20 protein-coding genes and 2 riboswitches are annotated in these 21,740 nt (G+C 36.7%); of the genes, 7 read left to right on the top strand and 13 right to left on the bottom strand.

Annotation, left to right across the window (positions count from 1 at the left end; all coding sequences use genetic code 11):
* Nucleotides 1-80: 80 nt before the first annotated feature.
* Together G4Z05_RS13050 and G4Z05_RS13045 are read left to right on the top strand one after the other, a co-directional pair.
* Entirely contained in the window at nucleotides 81-521 is a 441-nt protein-coding gene (locus tag G4Z05_RS13050; protein WP_163252274.1) for a MarR family winged helix-turn-helix transcriptional regulator, read from the top strand.
* 100 nt (nucleotides 522-621) lie between these two features.
* Complete coding sequence (locus tag G4Z05_RS13045) at nucleotides 622-2,316, top strand: M3 family oligoendopeptidase (protein WP_163252273.1); 1,695 nt, start codon at nucleotides 622-624, stop codon at nucleotides 2,314-2,316.
* A gap of 41 nt (nucleotides 2,317-2,357) precedes the next feature.
* Here the strand turns inward: G4Z05_RS13045 and G4Z05_RS13040 are convergent, their stop codons facing one another.
* Nucleotides 2,358-4,493, bottom strand: coding sequence for an ATP-dependent Clp protease ATP-binding subunit (locus G4Z05_RS13040; RefSeq protein WP_163252272.1), 2,136 nt, complete (start codon nucleotides 4,491-4,493; stop codon nucleotides 2,358-2,360).
* Nucleotides 4,494-4,680: 187 nt separating this feature from the next.
* Here G4Z05_RS13040 and G4Z05_RS13035 point away from each other — a divergent pair, with 187 nt between their 5' ends.
* A complete protein-coding gene (locus G4Z05_RS13035; protein WP_163252271.1) occupies nucleotides 4,681-5,730 on the top strand; it encodes a YkvI family membrane protein in 1,050 nt (349 codons plus the stop codon).
* Between the two features lie 47 nt (nucleotides 5,731-5,777).
* On the opposite strand, the gene G4Z05_RS13030 is transcribed toward G4Z05_RS13035, so the two are convergent.
* The 8 genes from G4Z05_RS13030 to G4Z05_RS12995 form a co-directional block, all read right to left on the bottom strand.
* Nucleotides 5,778-6,062 (bottom strand): ferredoxin family protein, encoded by a 285-nt coding sequence (locus tag G4Z05_RS13030; protein ID WP_163252270.1) that lies wholly within the window; start codon nucleotides 6,060-6,062, stop codon nucleotides 5,778-5,780.
* Nucleotides 6,062-7,357: an FAD-dependent oxidoreductase gene (locus tag G4Z05_RS13025; RefSeq protein WP_163252269.1), complete on the bottom strand. Its 1,296-nt coding sequence runs from the start codon at nucleotides 7,355-7,357 to the stop codon at nucleotides 6,062-6,064. Before G4Z05_RS13025 ends, G4Z05_RS13030 begins: the two co-directional genes overlap by 1 nt.
* A gap of 691 nt (nucleotides 7,358-8,048) precedes the next feature.
* Nucleotides 8,049-8,309: an aspartyl-phosphate phosphatase Spo0E family protein gene (locus tag G4Z05_RS13020; protein WP_081905150.1), complete on the bottom strand. Its 261-nt coding sequence runs from the start codon at nucleotides 8,307-8,309 to the stop codon at nucleotides 8,049-8,051.
* A gap of 642 nt (nucleotides 8,310-8,951) precedes the next feature.
* Nucleotides 8,952-9,485, bottom strand: a complete 534-nt coding sequence (locus tag G4Z05_RS13015) for a 1,2-dihydroxy-3-keto-5-methylthiopentene dioxygenase (RefSeq protein ID WP_163252268.1) — start codon at nucleotides 9,483-9,485, stop codon at nucleotides 8,952-8,954.
* A gap of 64 nt (nucleotides 9,486-9,549) precedes the next feature.
* On the bottom strand, nucleotides 9,550-10,179 hold the full coding sequence (locus G4Z05_RS13010; RefSeq protein WP_205597553.1) for a methylthioribulose 1-phosphate dehydratase: 630 nt from the start codon (nucleotides 10,177-10,179) through the stop codon (nucleotides 9,550-9,552).
* Nucleotides 10,173-10,847, bottom strand: coding sequence for a 2-hydroxy-3-keto-5-methylthiopentenyl-1-phosphate phosphatase (locus G4Z05_RS13005; protein ID WP_163252267.1), 675 nt, complete (start codon nucleotides 10,845-10,847; stop codon nucleotides 10,173-10,175). The genes G4Z05_RS13010 and G4Z05_RS13005 overlap by 7 nt, the downstream gene beginning before the upstream one ends.
* Nucleotides 10,844-12,058 carry a 2,3-diketo-5-methylthiopentyl-1-phosphate enolase gene (gene mtnW / locus G4Z05_RS13000; protein WP_163252266.1) on the bottom strand — a complete coding sequence of 405 codons (1,215 nt, stop codon included), beginning with the start codon at nucleotides 12,056-12,058 and terminating at the stop codon, nucleotides 10,844-10,846. Before mtnW ends, G4Z05_RS13005 begins: the two co-directional genes overlap by 4 nt.
* 76 nt (nucleotides 12,059-12,134) lie before the next feature.
* Nucleotides 12,135-12,243, bottom strand: a riboswitch (SAM riboswitch).
* An 81-nt stretch (nucleotides 12,244-12,324) separates the two neighbouring features.
* Nucleotides 12,325-13,503, bottom strand: coding sequence for a pyridoxal phosphate-dependent aminotransferase (locus G4Z05_RS12995; protein WP_163252265.1), 1,179 nt, complete (start codon nucleotides 13,501-13,503; stop codon nucleotides 12,325-12,327).
* A gap of 173 nt (nucleotides 13,504-13,676) precedes the next feature.
* Nucleotides 13,677-13,832: riboswitch (SAM riboswitch) on the top strand.
* Nucleotides 13,833-13,944: 112 nt separating this feature from the next.
* Here G4Z05_RS12995 and mtnK point away from each other — a divergent pair.
* On the top strand, nucleotides 13,945-15,129 hold the full coding sequence (mtnK, locus tag G4Z05_RS12990) for an S-methyl-5-thioribose kinase (protein WP_163252264.1): 1,185 nt from the start codon (nucleotides 13,945-13,947) through the stop codon (nucleotides 15,127-15,129).
* Between the two features lie 46 nt (nucleotides 15,130-15,175).
* Here mtnK and G4Z05_RS12985 read toward each other — a convergent pair whose 3' ends face one another.
* Both G4Z05_RS12985 and G4Z05_RS12980 read right to left on the bottom strand, forming a co-directional pair.
* A complete protein-coding gene (locus G4Z05_RS12985; RefSeq protein ID WP_163252263.1) occupies nucleotides 15,176-17,470 on the bottom strand; it encodes a thiamine pyrophosphate-dependent enzyme in 2,295 nt (764 codons plus the stop codon).
* Nucleotides 17,470-18,483 (bottom strand): 2-oxoacid:acceptor oxidoreductase family protein, encoded by a 1,014-nt coding sequence (locus G4Z05_RS12980; protein WP_163252262.1) that lies wholly within the window; start codon nucleotides 18,481-18,483, stop codon nucleotides 17,470-17,472. Before G4Z05_RS12980 ends, G4Z05_RS12985 begins: the two co-directional genes overlap by 1 nt.
* 347 nt (nucleotides 18,484-18,830) lie before the next feature.
* On the opposite strand from G4Z05_RS12980, the gene G4Z05_RS12975 reads away from it, so the two are divergent.
* Entirely contained in the window at nucleotides 18,831-20,579 is a 1,749-nt protein-coding gene (locus tag G4Z05_RS12975; protein WP_163252261.1) for a B12-binding domain-containing radical SAM protein, read from the top strand.
* Between the two features lie 16 nt (nucleotides 20,580-20,595).
* Here the strand turns inward: G4Z05_RS12975 and G4Z05_RS16635 are convergent, their stop codons facing one another.
* Entirely contained in the window at nucleotides 20,596-20,730 is a 135-nt protein-coding gene (locus G4Z05_RS16635) for a hypothetical protein (protein WP_276207647.1), read from the bottom strand.
* Nucleotide 20,731: 1 nt separating this feature from the next.
* Nucleotides 20,732-20,893: a hypothetical protein gene (locus tag G4Z05_RS12970; protein WP_163252260.1), complete on the bottom strand. Its 162-nt coding sequence runs from the start codon at nucleotides 20,891-20,893 to the stop codon at nucleotides 20,732-20,734.
* 135 nt (nucleotides 20,894-21,028) lie between these two features.
* Between G4Z05_RS12970 and G4Z05_RS12965 the strand changes: the two genes are divergently transcribed.
* Both G4Z05_RS12965 and G4Z05_RS12960 read left to right on the top strand, forming a co-directional pair.
* Nucleotides 21,029-21,382, top strand: a complete 354-nt coding sequence (locus tag G4Z05_RS12965; RefSeq protein ID WP_163252259.1) for a DUF3905 domain-containing protein — start codon at nucleotides 21,029-21,031, stop codon at nucleotides 21,380-21,382.
* A gap of 129 nt (nucleotides 21,383-21,511) precedes the next feature.
* The gene (locus G4Z05_RS12960) at nucleotides 21,512-21,715 is read left to right on the top strand and encodes an alpha/beta-type small acid-soluble spore protein (RefSeq protein WP_038540551.1); all 204 of its coding nucleotides are present in this window, start codon (nucleotides 21,512-21,514) and stop codon (nucleotides 21,713-21,715) included.
* Nucleotides 21,716-21,740 lie beyond the last annotated feature (25 nt).

Here is a 21,740-nt window from a genome sequence, read left to right as displayed (position 1 = left end):
TATTTCTTGATAAAATTGACAGTAACTTAATATTTTTTTATAATAACTTTGAAATCGAGATATTTAAAGGATGGGTTTAGATGGAAATTGATTCGACAGCTACATCTTTAAAGCTATTTATTGTTTTATCAAGAGCTTACAAGGCTATTAACGAGCATGTAAATAAAGTTATTCAGTCAAATGGTTTAAATCCTACCGAATTTGCCGTTTTGGAACTACTTTATCATAAAGGTGATCAACCGCTTCAGCAAATCGGCGCAAAAATCTTACTTGCAAGCGGAAGCATCACTTATGTAGTTGATAAATTGGAACAGAAAGGTTTATTACAAAGAAGTGCTTGTCCAAAAGACAGAAGGGTAATTTACGCACAAATCACCGAGAAGGGAAAAAAACTGATTCAAGACATTTTCCCAGAACACGCAAAACAAATTGATCATCTCATGTCTAGCCTATCTGATGAAGAAAAATTAGTTGCAATCGATCTTTTAAAAAAATTGGGTTTACCTGCAGGAAAATATTAATAACGGCCAGTTGGTCGTTTTTTTTGTTATCGAATAAGTAGCAATAGTATATAATGGAATAAATTGAAATATTAAAATATTCAAAGAGGGGGTTATATAGATGGGCTTTAATGACTATACATATGTACGTCCGAATTTGGAAGAAGTAAAGTCTAAATTTAATACTGCACTAGAAAACTTTAAAAAGGCTAACACTGTTGAAGAACAGAGCAAAGCAATGAATGAGATTAATAAGTTGAGAAATGACATTGGTACGATGTTCAACCTATGTTATATTCGTCATTCCATAGATACTAACGATGAATTTTATAAAGCTGAACAAGATTATATGGATGAAATCGATCCAGAAATTGAAGGATTAGTAACAAAATATTATCAAGCATTAACAACTTCACCATTCCGCAAAGATTTGGAACAAAAATGGGGAGCCCAGCTATTTGCATTAGCGGAAGGTCAACTTAAAACTTTTAAACCAGAAATCGTTCCTTTGCTTCAAAAGGAGAATCGTTTAGTAACCGAATATACGAAACTGGTTGCGTCTGCAAAAATAAATTTTGAAGGTGAAGAGCGGACTCTTGCACAAATAGATCCATTTATCGAATCCACTGATAGAGAAATGCGAAAGCGAGCTAGTGAAGCAAAATTTGGATTCTTTGCAAATCATGAGGCAGAGTTTGACCGTATTTATGATGAACTAGTGAAAGTGAGAACGGAAATTGCCCATGCTCTCGGATACAAAAATTTTGTAGAGCTAGGCTATTACCGAATGATGAGAACGGATTACAATGCTGAAATGGTTGCAAACTTCCGACAACAGGTGAAGGATTTTATTGTTCCAATTGCGACAAAACTAAAAGAAAGACAACGGGAACGACTTGGCTTAGACAAGTTGAAATATTACGATGAAACGATTAATTATCAAACAGGCAATGCCACACCAAAGGGGAATCCTGAATGGATTATTGATAACGGGCAAAAAATGTATAAAGCGCTTTCGGAAGAAACAGGAGAATTCTTCCAATTTATGCAGAAAAATGGCCTAATGGATCTGGTTGCAAAGAAAGGAAAGGCTAGCGGTGGCTATTGTACGTATATTGAAAATTATAAAGCCCCGTTTATCTTTGCAAATTTCAATGGAACTTCAGGTGATATTGACGTTCTTACCCATGAAGCTGGCCATGCTTTCCAAGTTTATTCTAGCCGACATTTTGAAATACCTGAATATTATTGGCCAACTTATGAAGCATGTGAGATCCATTCTATGAGTATGGAATTTTTCACATGGCCATGGATGGAGCTTTTCTTTAAAGAGGAAACGGATAAATATAAGTATTCACATTTAAGTGATGCCTTATTATTCTTGCCATATGGTGTTTCAGTAGATGAATTCCAACATTGGGTTTATGAAAATCCGGAAGCAACACCAACAGAGCGAAAATTAAAGTGGCGTGAAATTGAACAGAAATATTTACCTCATAAAGACTATGATGGATTTGAGTATTTAGAAAATGGAGGTTTTTGGCAACGTCAAGGCCATATTTATAGTTCGCCATTTTATTATATCGATTATACCCTTGCGCAAATTTGTGCCTTCCAATTCTGGAAACGGTCAAGAGAAAACTGGGACGAAGCTTGGAGAGATTATGTAAAATTGTGTAAACTTGGTGGCAGTATGTCATTTCTTAAGTTAGTTGAAGCAGCCAATCTCATTTCACCGTTTCAAGATGGCTGTGTTCAATCCGTTGTTGGTGAAATTGAAGATTGGTTAAATTCCATTGATGATAAAAATCTTTAATACAATAAAGCGAAGCCTTTGAACGAGCTTCGCTTTTTATATTATACAGTTTTTGATTTGACTGTTAGCTTACCATCCTCTAATACTGCCATTAGATTTTTGGCTTCTGGCTGATCAAGAATGAAATCTGCAATCTTATCTTCAAGCTGTTCTTGAATCACACGTCTTAATGGGCGTGCACCAAATGCTGGGTGATAACCAAGTTCTGCTAATTTCTCTTTTGCCTCTGTTGAGATCGTGAATTCAATATTTTCTTCTTTTAATGTTTCTTGGAGTTCGTGAACCATTAAATCAACAATCTTCAAGATATGCTCTTTGTCCAATGATTTAAATTCAATAATGCCATCAAATCGGTTAAGGAATTCCGGCTTAAAAAAGCTACCAAGTGAATCAAGAATATTTGTTTCTTCCATAGAATTTGTAGTACCGAATCCAACATGAATTGGTTTATGACCAACTCCAGCATTACTTGTCATAATAATAACCGTATCTTTAAAGCTTACTACTCTACCTTGACTGTCGGTCAAGCGACCATCCTCAAGGATTTGCAAGAACATATGCTGCACGTCCGGATGAGCCTTTTCAATTTCATCAAGAAGTATGATACTGTAAGGATTTCGACGTACTTTTTCCGTAAGTTGTCCTGCCTCCTCATGTCCTACATAACCCGGTGGTGAACCGATTAATTTTGATACGCTATGTTTCTCCATATACTCACTCATATCAAGTCTAATCATTGAATCCTTTGTTCCAAATAATTCTTCGGCAAGTGTTTTGGTTAATTCGGTTTTACCAACACCAGTAGGGCCGACAAAAAGGAAAGATCCTATTGGACGATTCTTTGGTTTTAAACCAGCACGGCTACGTCTGATTGCCTTAGCAATCTTTTCAACCGCCTTTTCTTGACCAATGACTTTTTTATTTAGATTTTCTTCTAAATTTTTCATTTTTTGTTTTTCATCTTGCTGAAGCTTTCCAACGGGAATACCAGTTTTTTGTTCAATAATTTGTTGAATGTGTGAAGTCGTAACAATAGGTCGGTCTCCATTCTTATCATCGTTTAGAGCTTTTTCAAGTTTCATTTCTTCATCACGGAGTTTGGCTGCTTCTTCATACCGTTCGTGTTTGAGTGCTTCCTCCTTTAGAGAAGCAATTTCTTTTAGGCGATTCTCGATTTGTTCATTACTCTTATATTCAGATGTCAAGTTCAATTTTGCCCCCGCTTCATCAAGCAAGTCAATTGCTTTATCGGGTAGGAAGCGATCTGAAATAAAACGATGTGATAAATTCACACAAGCGCGGATCGCTTCCTCAGAATATGTGACTTCATGATAATCTTCGTATTTCTTTTGAATTCCTTTCAAGATTTCAATTGCTGCTTCCACAGATGGTTCTTGAACATGAATCGGCTGGAATCGTCGTTCTAAAGCAGGGTCCTTTTCAATTTGTCGATATTCCTTTAAGGTTGTTGCTCCGATAACTTGCAATTCACCACGAGCAAGTGCCGGCTTTAGAATATTACCTGCATCCATCGAACCTTCCGCTGATCCTGCACCAACTAATAAATGAATTTCATCAATAAATAAAATAATATTTTTACGTTCTTGTAATTCTAAAATTAACCGTTTCATTCTATCTTCAAACTGACCACGAATACCCGTATTAGCAACGAGTGAAGCAACATCCAATAAATATACCTCTCTATTTTTAAGCTTTTCCGGTACTTTACCTTCAGCTATTTTTAACGCGAGTCCTTCCGCAATGGCTGTTTTACCAACACCAGGTTCACCAATTAATACCGGGTTGTTTTTCGTTCTTCTATTTAAAATTTCGATGACACGTTTTACTTCTTCATCACGACCAATAACCGGGTCAATTAACCCTGCTTTGGCCATTTGTGTTAAGTTACGGCCAAATTGATCGATGAAACCTCCGCGTCCGTTTTTCTCAGTCTTTTGATGTTCTTTATTTGGAATTTGAGTAAAACCATTCGTTTGAAAAAGTCCCTCAAAAGGGAAGTTTGAAAAAAGATCCATATTCATTCCAAAGCCTGCGCCAATCACACTTTTTTCTTTTGAATAACATTCATCACAAAGTTTTAATTCTTTTCGGTGTCCATTCACAATCATGTTTAATTGCACATTTGCTTGATTTTGTTGGCATCGTTGACAAAGCATAAAGAAAACCTCCTTTTCACTGCTTTGATCAATTTGACTTTGACTATATTTGACCTTTGTGATTTTATTATATCTTGACCTTTTTTGACTTTCAAGCTTTTTATCCCAAGTAATACTTTCCAGTTAGGGAAAATGCTCGTCATTGTTTGTCCTTTAAGTCATATATTGGTGATAAGGGGGAGATGATGTGAAACGAAATTGGAATCAAGCCTTTCAAATTGCAGCGGTCTATGTTGGGACGGTTGTAGGTGCAGGATTTGCGACTGGAAGGGAAATCGTTGAGTTTTTCTCACGGTTTGGCTTCTTCGGCTTTATTAGTATATTAATGAGCGGTTATTTATTTGTTATGATCGGTTCCAAACTAATGCGTCTAGCAGCACAAATTAACGCTAAATCCTATCAAGAATTTAATGAATATTTGTTTGGTAAATGGCCTGGAAGGATAATCAATTTTTTTATGCTATTTATGCTACTTGGGGTTAGTGCAGTCATGCTCTCAGGTGCAGGAGCAGTATTTGAAGAACAACTAGGACTTCCGAGAAACTTAGGGGTGTTTTTCACTATTTTTCTTTCTTTTATTGTCATGCTCATAGGAACAAAAGGTTTATTTGCCGTTAATACATTTGTTGTCCCATTAATGATCGTGTTCAGCTTAATTTTGATGTCTTTATCTATTAAAATGCCAAATTTCTTAGATCAGTTTTTATATATTCCTTATGCCAACGATGGCTGGAAAAGTGTGATCGCCCCTTTTTCATATGCAGCTTTAAATCTTGGTTTAGCTCAAGCAGTTCTAGTTCCGGTTGCTTCAGAAGTAAAAGACGATTGGACCATAAAATGGGGAGGAATACTTGGTGGATTGGCTTTAACCTTAATATTAATAGCTAATCATTTTACCCTCATCATGCTGCCCAATTTGGAACTATATGAGATTCCAATGGCAATTATCATGAAAAACCTGGCACCATTTTTCTATTGGTTTTTTGTTTTGATTATTTATGGAGAGATTTTCACCTCTGTAATTGGGAACGTTTTTGGACTCGACAGACAGCTTAAGCAATATGTCCATGTTCCGACAATCGTATCAGTAACAGCAATTTTTATTATTGCGTATTTAATCAGTTTAGTAAATTACGGTACTCTCCTTTCCAATTTATATCCTCTATTTGGCTATATTTGCATGAGCTTTTTTATTTTGTTATGGATGAAACCATTTACTCCTACGGAAAGAAGTTAAAAAGCAGCTGTCTTTAAATGAACAGCTGCTTTTTATAATCATATGATTTAAGCCAATCGAAAGATAATTCCATGTCCACCTTTCGGATATTCCCATTTAATGTTTTGATAAGGGCAGCCGATCCTACAGCTACCACACTCGTGACAACCTTCATAACCTACCTGCATTCTTGTTCCTTCCCATTTATAAACCTCTGCTGGACAAAATATCGTACAAATTTTATCCGGGCATTTGGTCATACAAATGTCATGGTCAAGAACCGTTAAATGAGACTTCGTATCACACTTAAAGCGGATGAGATATTGTTTCTCCTCAAGATTCTTTGTTGACATTATTTCACCGCCTTCCAAGCACGATATATATCTTGTAGCACACGAAATGTTCCTTTTTCTGCGGTCATGCTCTTCATTATTTGCTTTTGTTTTTCTCTTTTTGGTGTTCCATCAACTGTAAAGAATTGACTCGCTGCCCGATTCAGCATTGGAATATAATCCTTAAAGTATTGCGGATATTTTTCAAAGGTATGGGTTGCATCTTTGTACTTCTCCAAATCTTTTATGATAAAACTGTTATATAAAGCCTCACGGTAATGATTTAAACTTGCTTCACTAAAATCACCTCGTTTATTTGCCTCGACAATTGCCTCAGCAGCTAGTAATCCCGAATGCATCGCTAAGTTCGATCCTTCACGATGGATGGCATTAACTAATTGGGCCGCATCTCCAACAACAACTACTCCATTTCCAACAACCTTTGGAACAGAATGATAGCCTCCTTCTGGAATGAGATGGGCAAGATATTCCGCAGATTCCCCCCCCTCTAAGAATGGTTTTACCATCGGGTGATTTTTTAAATAATCTAAAAGCTCATAAGGCTTTATTTTCGCTTTAATCATACTGGAAAGCGTGGTTCCTACCCCAATATTTAAACTTTCTTTATTTGTATAAAGAAATGCGGTGCCAAGGTTCCCCTTTGTGGAATCACCAAAAATTTCAATCGTACAGCCTTGGTTATCCTCTAAATTGAAACGATCATTAATTTTGTCTTTAGGTAAGTTAATTACCTCCATAACTGTTAATGCTACTTCGTCCGGGCGAAATTCCTTATGAAAGCCAAGCTGTTTGGATAAGAGTGAGTTAACTCCATCGGCCAGCACAACGACATCGGCATATACTTCACCATCCGGTCTATCCGTTCGGACACCTACCACTTTTCCATTTTCGACGATACATTCGGTTACAACCGTTTCATTAATCAGAAGTGCCCCTGCCTCAACTGCTTTGCTGGCAAACCATTGATCAAACTTAGCACGAAGTACGGTAAAGTTATTGTAGGGCTCCACAGCCCACTCCAAGCCTTTATAGCCGAAGGTAACAACTGATTCCTTATCCATCATCCAAAAACGTTGCTCCACTACAGGTCTTTCAAGCGGGGCTTCTTTCCAAAACTCAGGAATTAGCTCCTCCAATTGCTGACGGTATAAAACTCCGCCCATTACATTTTTCGCTCCAGGATACTCTCCTCTTTCAATAAGCAATACCTTTAAGCCATTTTTAGCACAAGTGAAAGCACAAGCAGTACCTGCTGGTCCAGCACCAACTACTATCACGTCAAATTTTTCAGACATTAGCTTATTTCACCGCCTTTTTTCGCTTTAAGCTTTGTAAATTGCTCAATTTGTTTCCTACCATTCCATAAGTAGTAGCACCATATATTTGGTGCATTTCTTATTCATAAGTAATGAGAAATTACATGTTAGATCTCATTTCGTCCTCAACTGCATGGGTTTCATAAAGATTTATCATGGCAGAGGCACTCCTTATCGTTGAGTGTGTAAGGAAATGGATTACATAACATCGTATCTGGATTGGGCACTTATTTGAAATTTATAACAAGTGCAATTACAGCTTCCCTCCTTAAAAGAGACCATTATCGTTAAAAGCGCTTGCCTTTGATGTGATTTAAATCTCCTTTTATTTACGATATATGAGTCGAAATATAAGCATATTACCCATTTAAAATAGTTTTCTTTTTTCTTTAAAAATTTCATCTGTAAATAGAAAGAAAAAAGAAAAATTCTTCCTATACATTTCTATTAATTTTTATTATTGGGGAATCGAGCGAAGTGATTTCCATGCATAAATGGTGTGATTTGGAGGGACCAACGATAAAAATATATTATTTAGACTTGAATGGTTTAATGAAGATAAATTGAAGTGGATAACAAAAGGGTGGGAAGGCCTTCTAGGTAGTAAAAATTTGCAGTATAACAATAGGAAGGCCTATTGTACATTCTATAAAGAAATAAATATTACTATTTATACTAATACTTTTGGCCAAACCATGATCATTTGTTTAAAAGCAAACTTTACTTCTTCATTTGATCGATCTGATTGTTCCATCACCCTATGATACTCATTTATTAATTCATCCAGCTCTTGACTGTATTTAATCGTCTTTTCATTCGTAAATCCACATTTATAAGCGCTTTTAATCATGAGTTCTCTTTTTGCCTTAATTTCTTCAATCATTTTCGTATAACTAGGGCTGCAATTGCTACAATTACTATTCTCGTACAATTTATTATCCTCCTGCTCTTACACTCTTACTTAATTCGATAAAAAAATAGACTACTTGAAAGATTATGACAAGAAACACAACAAATGTAAATACATTCGCAAAAGTAGACAAAACAATCTAAAACTTTCTATTTTCGACAAGAATATGATTCTTTCTCATCATTTTTCGACATGATTCCACATGTTTTTTTCAGTGGCTCTCTTATCAAATTATTATCAACAAATCCACTTTTTTAACGAAAATCTATCCGTTCTTTTAAAATTTTAGTAACATACGTAACTTTTCTAATTTTTCTAAAATATTTTATAAGCCAAAAGTCCTTGTTCATACATGAAGTAGCAAAAGAACTAACCTATGACCTCTTACATCACTTATATGTACGGTTCTATCTATAATAATTGGATACCTTAAATTCATAAATCTGCTTCTAAAGACTCATTGATCGGTACATAGCCTAAATAAAGTTTGTATCTCCATTCGTGGTTATACTTTCCATTAACTTAAGATTTTGTTCAACATAAACCCCTTCCATAAAGCTTAACATTACTACTACCTTCATGGCTCGGGCTTTGCATTATAAACTCCCCCATTTCGTGCGTAAAAAAAACTGGCCTACAATACAGCAGCCAGTTCATTTAACACTATACATTTTGTTCTTCTTTTTCGTATATTGGCACCCAACCCTCTGTTGTAACGAAAATTCTTATTGCAACGACTTTACGATCTTCTTCTAAGGTAAAATAGTGTCGAGTATTTTCAGGAACAGAAATTAAATCTCCAGGATTTAAATGTACTTCAAAGAACTTACCATTTTTACCTTGGATGACAAATACTCCATGCCCACTAACAATAAAACGAACTTCATCATCGGTATGATGATGTTCTCGCTTAAAGTTTTGTAGCAGGGTTTCTAAATCTGGTGTATTTTCTGAAAGAGAAATAACATCTTGCGCTTTATAACCTCTTCTTGCAGAGATATCAGCTATTTCATTTGCAAAAGTTTGTAAAATTTGTTCCTTTTCCTCATCAGTTAAAAGGTATTTTTCGACAAGAGATTCAGGAAGCTTACTAATGTCCCATTTTTCGTAAATAACCTCCTGCGATGCCAGGAAGCTTTCTACCTCTTCCTGATTGGAAATTTTTTCTTCGTTGTCTTGAAATGTAATATATGCCATGTTTTTCCATCCTTTCTCAAATTATTGTATAGTTGCACGCTTAAGCGCTGACTCTTTATTACTTTTAAACTACTTTAAATAATTGATATGGTTTATATTCTAGTAATCGTAATTGGTATCGGAATAAAAATTCGGACGCTTCAAGGATTTTTTTAGCTTCAAAGGCATTACGTCCCCACACAGTAATTCCGTGGTTCCGAATCAGAACAGCCCCAGTATCTTCTTTCACATGCTCAGAAAAAGCACGAGCTAAAGTAGGAATATGCGCGAAATTATGAATAATCGGAATTTTAAGTATATCATCCTCTTCCCACTTGTTAAATGCTTTTATTAATTCTTGACCTTTAAACGTAATTTCCCCACGGTCACCGTAAATTTCTGAAATCACATTATTATCAATTGTGTGAACATGGAGACTGCAGCCTGCATTTGTTTTTTGATAGATCTCCAAATGGAGTAGCGTTTCAGCAGAAGGTTTCAAATGAGTTTCTTCCACAGGATGGCCAAATTCATCGACAAGGAGAAAATCTTCATTAGTCCTTTTGCGTTTATCCTTCCCACTTGCAGTCACCAAAAATTGAAGCGGCTTATCACTTACCTTTATTGCTAAATTTCCACTTGTTCCCATAAACCAATCTCGCTCAGACAATTCATCTTTTACATCAGCTAATTCACGCCATCTTTCCTCTAACATGATAATTCTCCCACCTCAATTCTCTTTTTTATCTCATCAATGCATTCAAAGAATGTATCGAAACCATAATGGTTAATTCCCCATTCTAAACACTTTTCTTGCAGCAAATCCCTGGCTAAGACCAAGTCAGCCATTTTTGCTGCCTCAAGATCGGTAACAGAATCGCCAATGACAATTTTATATATGTCTTCATTTTGATTAAGTTTACGGATAATGCTAGGCTTACAGCAGCCACAGTTATTATCACAATACTTATCACATGTATACGGCCAAAGGATGTTGATTCGATCTTCGGAAAAATCAGCTTCATTACAAAATACTCCAGAAAAAGGACCATAGTCCTTCAAAATGGGATGAACGAAAAAGTCAATACCACCACTGACGATGTAAAACGGGATGTGTTCCTCACGGGCAAATTGAACAAATTCTTTAAATCCTGGACGAATTTTTGCATTTTCAATGGCGAAAGTAGTAATCTCCTGCTTCATCCTACTTGGTAGGAGAGAAAAAAGCTTACCAACACCTTCACATATGGAAATTTGCTGCGAGAGAATTTGGTCTTTTATTTCGACCCACTCAGGCGGGGCAAATTTTTTCATTATCGCAATAATATTATCACTTTCGGTAATCGTTCCATCAAAATCACAATAAATTACTGGCTTTATCATGATATAGCCACCTCAACATTTCCCCATAGTTGTAAAGCTTTTTTTAATTCCGGATAGTATTCGGCACCTTCAGCTAGCAGTTTTCCCTGAAGTATGGTATCAATGGCCTGCCTAAATGCCATACCTCCTCCTCGAGCCCCATCCGGATGGCCATGAACTCCTCCGCCAGCATTAATAACAGATTCCATTCCAAAATCCTTGATTAATAGTGGAACTAATCCTGGATGTATACCTGCCGATGGAACAGGAAATGACGTTTTATGTATATCTTGCTTTGTTAATTCACTGGCAATCGCAATGGCAGAGTCTTTTTCCAGTGCCACTGTTCCATAAGGAGATGGGAACAATGAAAAATCTGCTCCTACATAGCGTAAAAGTTTACCTAATAAAAGTGAATGGGAGATACCATAAATAGGAGAAGAAGTGAAAGCTCCGCTAAAAGATGGGTGTGCCATGATTGGCAAAGCGATTTCCTCGTCTTCTCTCAACTCTTGAAGAACATCAAAACCATAAGTGAAAACATTGAAAAGGAGCACATCCGCACCAATTTCAGCTGCTTTTCTCGCTTTATCTCTAAGTTGATACGTTCTTCCTGTCAAATTAACGGCATAAAGAGTACGATGTCCCGTTTCTTCATAGGCTTCTTGAAGGACCCTTTTCCCATTAAAAATACGTTTTTCAAAAGGTGTCCATTCATTTTCAAACAAAATTTCATCGTCCTTTACCAGATCAATCCCGCCTAAGGCCTGCTCCTTTAGCTGTTCAGTCAAAAAATGAATATCCTTACCAAGTACACCTTTAAAAATACTCATTACCAGCGGCCTATCATACACATTTAATTTCTTACGAATCCCTTCAATTCCAAATCTTGGACCAGGAAATTGACTTTTTAAAAGATCATCGAATTGTAAATCTATTAATTTAATTTTTCCATCTAGGGAAAGTTTCCCAAAGACCGTTGTTAAGATTGCAGGTAGGTCACTTGAAAAATTGATTGTCGGGTAGGCAATTCGAATTAATGTTTGATTTTCTTGTTCTGAAGGTAACCCCTCAATCGATACCACTCGACCTTTGTGCTTACGCAATTGGTTTTGTTCAAGTTCAGGAAGTTTCGTCCAAGAACCAACTGTCAGTCCTAAGGCAATATCTTCCGCTTTCTTGTCTGGATTTTTTTCATCATGTAGTAGATAGGTAGCAATTAATTCAGACATTATGACACTTCCTTTTCAATTTCAGCAATAAAAAAACCTCTTCGAAAAGAAGAGGTTAGCAGACATGACTAACATCTTCTCATCTTTCAGCTTCCCGCTGCAAGAATTAGCACCGTGCCTTACAAAGGGTAAGGTCGGTTGCCGGGCTTCATTGGGCTAGTCCCTCCGCCTGCTCTTGATAAGAAAATGATTATTTTTCCGTATTTATTGTTTTCAAGTGAATGAACTTATTTTGGATTATCCCAAGAAACCAAAATATTGTCAACCTATTTTTTAAAAATTTCTAAACTGCTTATTCTTCTGACAGCCTCTTTCAAGCGTTCTTCAGAAGACAATAAACCAACTCGGACATACCCTTCTCCATAAGTACCGAATCCAATTCCTGGCGCTACCATGATATGGGCTTTTTCCAAAAGAAAATTTGCAAACTCCTCGGAAGTAAAGCCCTGCGGTACTTTTAACCAAGCAAAAAATGAACCTTTAGGAGCGGTAACATTCCAACCAATAGACTGGAGGCCTTCGATGAGGACATTCCTCCTCCGTTCATACATTTGATTCAATTCCCTCACACAATCCTGAGGTCCTGTCAGCGCCATTGCTGCTGCCTCTTGAACAGCACCAAACAAACTAACGTAAAGGTGGTCCTGTATCAGTTCCAGTGATGAAATAACACTTTCATTACCTACCGCAAAAGCAACACGCCAGCCAGCCATATTGTATGTTTTAGATAAGGTGTAAATTTCTATGCCCACTTCTTTTGCCCCTTTTGTTTGGAGAAAGCTTGTCGGTTTTACACCATCAAATCCAATTGCTCCATAGGCAAAGTCATGGACAATGCATATATCATGTTTTTCTGCGAGATCAACGGTTTCCGCAAAAAAATCGGGTGTAGCAATTGCCCCTGTGGGATTATTTGGATAATTGAGGAACATTAGTTTTGCCTTTTTTAATACATCATTAGTAATTTCATCGTATTTTGGCAAAAAGTGATTTTCTTCTTTTAACGGCATGGTAACCATTTCTGCTTTTGCCATAGCTACTCCTGACCAATAATCAGGATAACCCGGATCTGGAACTAGTACAGTATCTCCAGGATTTAATAAACATTGGGGAAGTTCAACCAATCCAGCCTTACCTCCGAATAATATGGCAACTTCTTTTTCAGGATGAATCTTAACTCCATATTCCCTTTGATAAAAATCGGCGGCAGCTTGCTTTAAATAACCAAACCCTTGAAATGGGGAATATTTATGATTTATGGGATTAGTTGCTGCCTCCTGAAGTTTAAAAACAATATGGTCTGGTGTTGGTTGATCAGGATTTCCCTGTCCCAGATTGATTACATCAAACCCTTTTTCTATATATTGACTTGCTTTTTTAACAAGGGATGCAAAAAATTGTTTCGGAAGGCGATTTAATAAATCTGATCGTGGAAACTGTTTCATTTTCTCTCACCTATTTTACCTTGATTCAATTTTCACTAGAATACTAGCTAACAATATTAAAACTTTTATTAGGAATTGTAAAGGCAAAATAAATAATTTTCAAAAATGATTGACATCTTCTCAATTGAACTGATATATTTTTTAAGAATCGATAAAATTTTATAAAATGATTACTCTTATCAAGAGCTGGCTGAGGGATTTGGCCCATTGAAGCCCAGCAACCGACCGTAATACCATTGTGAAATGGGGCGCTTTTCTTCCGCGCCAGTATATCCTGTAAGGCACGGTGCTAATTCCAACAGAAAGTTAATCTTTCTGAAAGATAAGAGGTACGACAGACAAATACCGTCTTCGCCGCCTCTTTCTATCAGAAAGAGGCTTTTTATTTGATTTGTAATTGAGTTCGTATGGAATTTTCCTCAAACGAAGGAGGTATTATTGATGACCGTTTTAAATCCATTAATCTATCAACCATTAAACGAAAAAACGGCAATTAAACAGGCTTTAGATTTAAAGCTATTTCCTGAAGATGCTGATTTAACATGCAAGGAAATTGGTGACGGAAACCTAAATCTCGTTTTTCATATTGTCGATCAAAAACATAATCAAGGTATCATCATCAAACAAGCCCTGCCATACGCAAAGGTTGTAGGTGAAAGTTGGCCACTAACCCTTCATCGGGCAAAAATTGAAGCTGATGCCTTAAAAACTTTTGGACAAATTGCTCCGGATTATGTTCCAAAGGTATATTACACAGATGATCAATTAGCCATTACTGTAATGGAAGACCTTTCTCACTTATCAATTGCCCGTAAAGGATTCATCCAAGGTGAGACTTTTCCACTTATCTCTCTACACCTTGGTGAATATTTAGCCAAAACTTTATTTTATACATCCGATTACGGTCTTGGATCTGGGGCTAAAAAGGAGCAAGTTCAAAAATTTATGAATCCCGAACTTTGTAAAATTACCGAAGACCTAATTTTTACGGATCCTTACTTTGATGCGGAAACAAATGAATTTGAGGAAGATATGCGGCCAGCAGTAGAAGAACTATGGAAGGATGAGGAGTTAAAGTTTCATGTTAACGTATTGAAAAAAATCTTTTTAACCGACGCAGAAGTTCTCCTTCACGGTGATTTGCATACAGGAAGTATGTTTGCTGATAATCAACAAACAAAAATAATTGATCCTGAATTTGCCTTCTATGGACCGGCTGGTTTCGATATTGGCCAGGTTTTTGCCAACCTGTTGTTCCAAGTCATTGTGAATGAAAAACACCGTGATGTTTTTATTCAACATGTGGAAACGGTTTGGAATGTGTTCCAAGTTCAATTCTCACAGCTATGGGAAAAGGAAAATAAAGAGCCATTAGCAAACACAACATCCTTTTTACATTATCATCTAGCCAAATATTTCGAGGATGCCCTTGGTTATACAGGGTGCGAATTAATTCGCAGAACCATCGGTCTAGCACATGTAGCAGATTTAGATAGTATTCAAGATGAACAAACTAGACTAGCTGCAAAACAAAAAACGCTTGAACTTGGAAAGAATCTTATAAAAAAACGAAAAGAGATAAGAGACCTTTCTGAATTTATCCGTACAGTTAAAGAAATAGTTTAGAGTAAAGAAATACGCAAAGAGAATATTTCTCTTTGCGTTTATAATCTTATAATAAAGGATTTTCATGCATGGCTTTGAGGCGTTGCCATCTTTTTTCTACCTCTGCCTCAAATTCTTCCAAGATCGGTTTGTTTTCCTCTTTTAACAAGTGTTTCGTTTTTCCCATATACTTAAACCATTCTGTAACCGATACACGCTTATTCTTTTCTTCCGGATTATAAGTAATCGTTGTTACACCTTGTTCAATTTCATATAGTGGGAAGAAGCAGGAATTTACAGCCGCTTCTAGTATTTTAGTTCCATATCGGTCTTCAGATTTCCAATTTAATGGACATGTAATTAATAGTTTTCCGTACACAGGACCGACATTTTGAGCATACCATTGAGCCTTTGCGCCTTTTTTCACTAAATCCTGTGGAAATGCTTCAGATCCTGTAAAGACATAAGGAATATTGGTCGCTGCCATAATTTGTACGGTATCCTTATGGTGGAATGTCTTTCCTTTTTGAACTTTTCCAACACCAGATGTACTTGTCATATGACCAATTGGGGTGGAATAGGACATTTGTGAACCAGTATTCATGTACCCTTCGTTATCATATTCGAGCATGATTAGTTTATGACCACGAAGGGCTGTTCCGATGGCAGACCCCATTCCAATATCCATGCCACCATCACCAGTAATCATGACAAATGTTGCATCATCAGAAACTTGAATTTCTCCACGCCGCTTTAATTCCATAAACGCTTCAACTGTGCCAGATAAAGTAGCTGCCCCATTCTGGAATAAATTATGAATCATCGTTTGCTTATGGGAGCTGTATGGATAGGCCGTAGTTGTTACATATGCACACCCCGTTTGGAACAGAGTGACAATATCCCCCTCAATCCCTTTAAAGAATAATTCAAGACCACCAAAAATACCGCATCCCGGGCAGGCTCCGTGGCCAGAAGCAATCCGTTTTGGTTTAGATGTCAGCGCTCGAAGTGGCGGAATTTTCACCTTTAACTTCTGCGTTTCTTCATCCATTTTCACTTCGATCAATCCTGTTTTAAATACATCACCATGCTGCGGAGTGATGACAGGTTTTAAAATTTTTTCAGGGTCACCCGGTATGTGACCATAATAATCAAACGGCTTTTCAGCATAACCTTTCTCCATGGCATCAATCGCCATTTTGAAAAATTCATGTGCATCACTGGCATAAAAATCTTTACCACCAAGGCCAAATATGCGGCATAACACAATTGTTTGATTGTCCTTATCATCCTGAAGGGCTGATTTCACTTCATGCGTTAAATTTGCACCATGTGCCCCATAAGAATCGGCGCGTTCACCTACTAGTAATGCCTTTACATTTTTTAATGCTTCACGAATCTCCTTGGCAGGGAAAGGACGAATAATGTTAGGACTGATAACCCCCGCTTTTACTCCTTGGGCACGAAGTTGATCCACTACATCCTTTGCTGATTCAGCTGCAGAGTTTAATAGAAATAGTGCAACTTCTGCATCTTCCATTTTATATAAATCTAAAACAGGATATTCTCTTCCTGATAGTTTGGCATATTCACAGGCAACTTCCTTGAAAATTTCACCGGCATGGTACAAGGCTTCAGACTGTTGAAAATGATTGTTCATCAAGTCTTCACCATTCATGTGAGCTCCGATTGTTACAGGTTTTTTCGGATCTCTAATAAAATGATAGTCCGTTGGGCATTCACCGATAAACTGTTGAACAACGCGGCGGTCTTTAAAGTATTGGACACGTCGCTTTTGATGAGAAGTGAAGAAACCATCATAAGCAACAATGACAGGCAATCGTACCTTAGCGTGTTCAGCAATTTTTAATGCCATAATATTCATATCGTAAACGGCTTGTGGCGTTCTTGCCGTTAAAATAACCCATCCAGTGTTTAATGCGTAATAAAGATCAGAATGATCACCACGAATATCAAGAGGTCCACTGACTGCACGTGTTACTAGATTCATTACCATTGGAAAACGTGTTCCTGCTTGTACTGGAAGCTGTTCTATCATATACAAAAGTCCATTTGCACTTGTAGCATTAAAGACCCGAGCGCCCGTTGCAGCAGCTCCATAACAAATCCCTGCTGATCCATGCTCACCATCTGCAGGAATCAGCTTAATATTATGTTCACCACGAGCTTTCATTTGGTCTAAAAATTGTGCTACCTCAGTTGATGGTGTTATTGGAAAATAGCCCATGATATGATAATTTATTTGAGCTGCAGCCATGGCTGCCATTTCATTACCGGATTCAAAAGTAGTAACCTGTTCTGCCATTCCTTGCTCTTTTAATTTGTCTTCTAAAATAGCCATTATAATATCCCCCCTGCTGCATAAGGAAAGTTTTGTTTAACCCGATTGGCTTCAGCATAACCAATCATTTCACGTAAATCGGTAAGGGCGTTTGTTGGACAAGCCTCCACACATTTTAAGCAACCTTTACAATATTGATAATCAATACCTTTAAGGAACATTTGCTTTCTGCCGCGTTTATCTTCTCCCTCTTCCCAAACAAAACAGAAATCAGGACAAACATTATCACAAGCTGCACAATCAATACATTTTTCCCGATTAAACTCTGGTAGGAACCCCTGTCTGGAACCGCTTAAGTCTTTTAATATACTATTTGCCTGTGCAGTAATAACTCCTCCCAGTTCTTGTGTTTCATACCCTAGTAGAGGCTGCATGCGTACGAAGGTTTTTCCCTCTGCTCCCTCTGGAACTTCATACGTTTTAAATTGAACTTCATTATAGCCTCGGTCAAATGTTCGGATATTTGGTTCCACTAGATGCGGATATTTTTTTTCAAAGGTTTTACGAATGACTTCTCTCATGGAATTAGGATCTAAAAACTCACAAATGCGAAAAAGTGCCCCAAGCATTGCTGTATTTACCTTTGTTTTTTCTTCCACAGCAATATTTAAGGCATCGACAATAGCAAGTGTGCCATATTCCAAATTCAAATCTTTTTTTATTTCATCAAAATCTCTTGAACTGTTCACTAAAACAATTCCATCTGCACGAAGCCCACTCACTACGTCAATGGTTTTATATAACGCTTCATGAAATACCCCCACCACATGTGGCTCCTCAATTGGACTGTGATCTCTTATTGCTGTATCCGGATCACAAAAACGAATAAAGCTTTTTACAGGAGACCCCTTTTTTTCAGACCCATAGCTTGAAAAATTGGAGCCGCTTAATCCCAATCCGAGCACACCTGCTTCTGCTAACATTTTTCCAGCCAAATTCGCCCCAAGTCCGCCGATTGACTCTAATCGTATTTCAAAAAATCCGAGTTCATTTTTTTTCGGTAAAACTGACATGAATGTTCCCCCTGACATTGTTCATGAAACTTCAAAAAATATTGTTAACTTCTCCCATTGTAGGACATTTTATTTTTAATATCTGTGATAAAAGTCAAACATTTATCATTTTTTAAAACACTTAACCCATTTTTCGAATAACTCTTGATACAACTTGAATTTATGAAACCAACTATTATAAGACAGATAAAAAATGATCATAAAAAAAAATGAACAATCTCTGTTCACTCCGATGACATAATGGCTTGAAATGAATATAGAATCAAAAATCAGTTTGCATGCTGTCAATTTCGTATAAAATAAGATATAATTGTCTGTTGTTTTCATATAGAAAAGGAGCAATTTAAATGAATATCATTTGTACTACTTTGAATGCAAAGTATATCCATACAAATCTTGCAATCCGCTGTTTAAAAGCATATGCTGCCCCGGAATTTGATATCAAAATTAAAGAATATACTATCAAAGATCCGGCAATGAACATTGTCTCTGACCTGTTTCAACAAAAGGCAGATGTTATCGGATTTAGCTGTTATATATGGAATATTGAGGAAACGCTTAAGGTTGTTAATATGTTGAAAAAAATTGACCCATCACTTTTGATTGTATTGGGTGGTCCTGAAGTTTCATACGATACGCTGGAGTGGATGGAAAAATATCCAGAGATTGATTTTATTGTGATGGGAGAAGGGGAACAAACATTTAAACAATTACTTTTTGAACTGAATGAAGAGCGGAATTTCGAGAATGTCCATGGAATCGCATATCGAGAAAATAATAAGATTTTCATTACCCCTCAAAGGAATAAGCTCAATCTTCGAGAACTACCATCGCCGTTTCGTTTTGAAGAAGATATTCCGCATTTATCCAAAAGGGTAACCTATATTGAAACAAGCCGCGGCTGCCCGTTTAGCTGTCAATTTTGCTTATCTTCCATCGAAGTCGGGGTTCGTTATTTTGACCGGGAACGAATTAAAGAGGATATTCGTTACTTGATGGCAAATGGAGCAAAAACCATTAAGTTTGTGGACCGCACCTTTAATATCAGTAGAAGCTATGCGATGGAAATGTTCCGCTTTTTAATTGATGAACATTTACCTGGTACTGTCTTTCAATTTGAAATTACTGCGGATATTATGCGCCCAGAGGTGATTGAGTTCTTAAATCGAGAGGCACCTAAAGGATTATTTCGCTTCGAGATTGGAGTTCAATCGACAAACGATTATACTAATGAACTTGTAAAAAGGAAACAAAACTTCGAAAAGCTGAAAAGAACTGTTACCATGGTAAAAGAGGGGAAAAAAATTGACCAACACCTTGATTTAATCGCTGGTCTGCCTGAAGAGGACTATTTCTCCTTTCGAAAAACATTTAATGATGTTTTTGAAATGCGACCTGAAGAGTTGCAATTAGGATTTTTAAAAATGCTCCGCGGAACCGGTTTACGGCTTCGTGCTTCTGAACATAATTATGTTTATATGGACCACTCGCCATACGAGATCTTAAGCAACAATGTGCTTTCTTTTGATGATATTGTTCGTATTAAACAAGTGGAAGATGTTCTAGAAAAGTATTGGAATGACCATCGAATGGACAATACTATTGAGTTTCTGGTAACTCGTATTTTCGAAACACCGTTTGATTTCTTCCAGCAATTTGGTTCTTATTGGGATGAGCAAGGTTGGTCAAGAATAGGTCATCAGCTTGAAGATCTATTCACTCGCCTTTATTCATTCCTAGAACAGAAATCTGTTCAAGATTTGGATTGTATACTTAGCCTAATGAAATACGATTACTTAAGGCATCATAAATATAAACCAAGAAAACCTTGGTGGAATGTAAGTTTTACGAAAGAAGAACGCTCAAAACTTTACAAAAGCATTGCCGATACATCATCTATCTTAGGAAAAGAATTCGAAGATCTCCAACTTGATGAGAAAGATCTTTTTAAACACACCTTGGTCGAAAAACTTTCCTTCGATATTCATAAATATTTGAATACCGGCATCATTGAAAAAGGCTCTTATGGTTTATTAGCCTATTTCGATAGTGTAAATCAAACTAATCATTTATTTCCTTTTAAGTTAGAAAAATAAGCCGTGTTTAATCGGCTTATTTTTCTTTTTCTTTTCTATTGTTGAAAAGCTGTTTAATTTTTCTAAATAAAGGTTTGCCATTTACATCTCCAATTTCTACACTAAATTCCTCAACCGGTATCCTTGGCGGTGTTTTACGGCGCCCCTTCATATTACTTTTTCCCCTGTTTTCCTTGTTTGGAATTTCTGTTTTGAAATCTTATGGAATTGTCAGAATCGGTAAATTCCGCTGAAAATTCACTATCTTGAACATTTTTGTGAGGTGTTTTCGTATACTTTTCCAATGCATCGACTTCTGCCTTGCGCTTTGTCATTTCAATTACCTCCTGGAAAAATAAGCTTACAATCGTAGTTTGAAACAAATTTTAAACAATCATTCGTTCCTATTTTTTTCTAAAATAAAAAATCTTTATCCAGAAGAAAATAATCTTAAACAGGAGGGATTCAAATTGACAAAAAAGCAAAAAAAGCCAATCGAAAAAAAAATTACAATTAATGAAACGATGCCTCATCAAATCAATGCTCCCAGCTTTGAAGGAACAGGTATTAAGATGCAACCTCCTTTTATAAATAAACATGGAGTGGTCATTGGTGACAGTCATTACTCTTCCGAAAACTCACCATTAGAAAATTGGTCTGAAGATACAGATCCGGCAATAATGGCTGGTGATGAGTGGGTACATCCAACCAATGATATCGGATGGAACACAACAGAAAATCGGGAGCTTTTAGAAAGTAAAAAAAGACCAAAAGCTTCACCGTTCATGCATCCAACCATTGATGTCAGCAAAGGAACAGACTAAACCCAACAGAAAAACATGATTTGGAGAAACTAACAATTTCGAAAAACATTTCCACTTATGAAAAAAATATATCGTAACCATAATAAATATACAGAGAATAAATTCTCTGTAGAAAAAGGGGTGAAAGAAATGGCAAATAGCAGAAATAAATTATTAGTTCCTGGTATAGAACAATACTTGGATCAAGTTAAATATGAAATTGCTCAAGAATTTGGTGTCCAATTAGGTTCGGATACGGTTTCAAGAGCAAATGGTTCAGTTGGTGGAGAAATAACCAAAAGACTGGTAAAACAAGCCCAAGCACAACTTTCTGGACAAGCAGGGCAACAATAATTTCATATGAAATGGAAAAAGTCCG

Source organism: Neobacillus thermocopriae (genome assembly GCF_010975035.1).
Taxonomy (GTDB): domain Bacteria; phylum Bacillota; class Bacilli; order Bacillales; family Cytobacillaceae; genus Neobacillus; species Neobacillus thermocopriae.
Note: the sequence above shows the minus strand (reverse complement) of the source record. Positions and strands in the feature narration are given on the sequence as shown.

Excerpts from the sequence above, each read along its gene's own strand:
- mtnK (WP_163252264.1), top strand. The coding sequence starts at position 13,945 with ATGACCGTTTTAAATCCATTAATCTATCAACCATTAAACGAAAAAACG.
- G4Z05_RS13045 (WP_163252273.1), top strand. The coding sequence starts at position 622 with ATGGGCTTTAATGACTATACATATGTACGTCCGAATTTGGAAGAAGTA.
- mtnW (WP_163252266.1), bottom strand. The coding sequence starts at position 12,058 with ATGTCTGAATTAATTGCTACCTATCTACTACATGATGAAAAAAATCCA.
- G4Z05_RS13010 (WP_205597553.1), bottom strand. The coding sequence starts at position 10,179 with ATGTTAGAGGAAAGATGGCGTGAATTAGCTGATGTAAAAGATGAATTG.
- G4Z05_RS12970 (WP_163252260.1), bottom strand. The coding sequence starts at position 20,893 with ATGACAAAGCGCAAGGCAGAAGTCGATGCATTGGAAAAGTATACGAAA.
- G4Z05_RS12980 (WP_163252262.1), bottom strand. The coding sequence starts at position 18,483 with ATGTCAGTTTTACCGAAAAAAAATGAACTCGGATTTTTTGAAATACGA.
- G4Z05_RS13025 (WP_163252269.1), bottom strand. The coding sequence starts at position 7,357 with ATGTCTGAAAAATTTGACGTGATAGTAGTTGGTGCTGGACCAGCAGGT.
- G4Z05_RS12975 (WP_163252261.1), top strand. The coding sequence starts at position 18,831 with ATGAATATCATTTGTACTACTTTGAATGCAAAGTATATCCATACAAAT.
- G4Z05_RS13005 (WP_163252267.1), bottom strand. The coding sequence starts at position 10,847 with ATGATAAAGCCAGTAATTTATTGTGATTTTGATGGAACGATTACCGAA.
- G4Z05_RS13015 (WP_163252268.1), bottom strand. The coding sequence starts at position 9,485 with ATGGCATATATTACATTTCAAGACAACGAAGAAAAAATTTCCAATCAG.
- G4Z05_RS12995 (WP_163252265.1), bottom strand. The coding sequence starts at position 13,503 with ATGAAACAGTTTCCACGATCAGATTTATTAAATCGCCTTCCGAAACAA.
- G4Z05_RS12960 (WP_038540551.1), top strand. The coding sequence starts at position 21,512 with ATGGCAAATAGCAGAAATAAATTATTAGTTCCTGGTATAGAACAATAC.
- G4Z05_RS16635 (WP_276207647.1), bottom strand. The coding sequence starts at position 20,730 with ATGAAGGGGCGCCGTAAAACACCGCCAAGGATACCGGTTGAGGAATTT.
- G4Z05_RS13040 (WP_163252272.1), bottom strand. The coding sequence starts at position 4,493 with ATGCTTTGTCAACGATGCCAACAAAATCAAGCAAATGTGCAATTAAAC.
- G4Z05_RS13050 (WP_163252274.1), top strand. The coding sequence starts at position 81 with ATGGAAATTGATTCGACAGCTACATCTTTAAAGCTATTTATTGTTTTA.
- G4Z05_RS12985 (WP_163252263.1), bottom strand. The coding sequence starts at position 17,470 with ATGGCTATTTTAGAAGACAAATTAAAAGAGCAAGGAATGGCAGAACAG.
- G4Z05_RS13030 (WP_163252270.1), bottom strand. The coding sequence starts at position 6,062 with ATGTCAACAAAGAATCTTGAGGAGAAACAATATCTCATCCGCTTTAAG.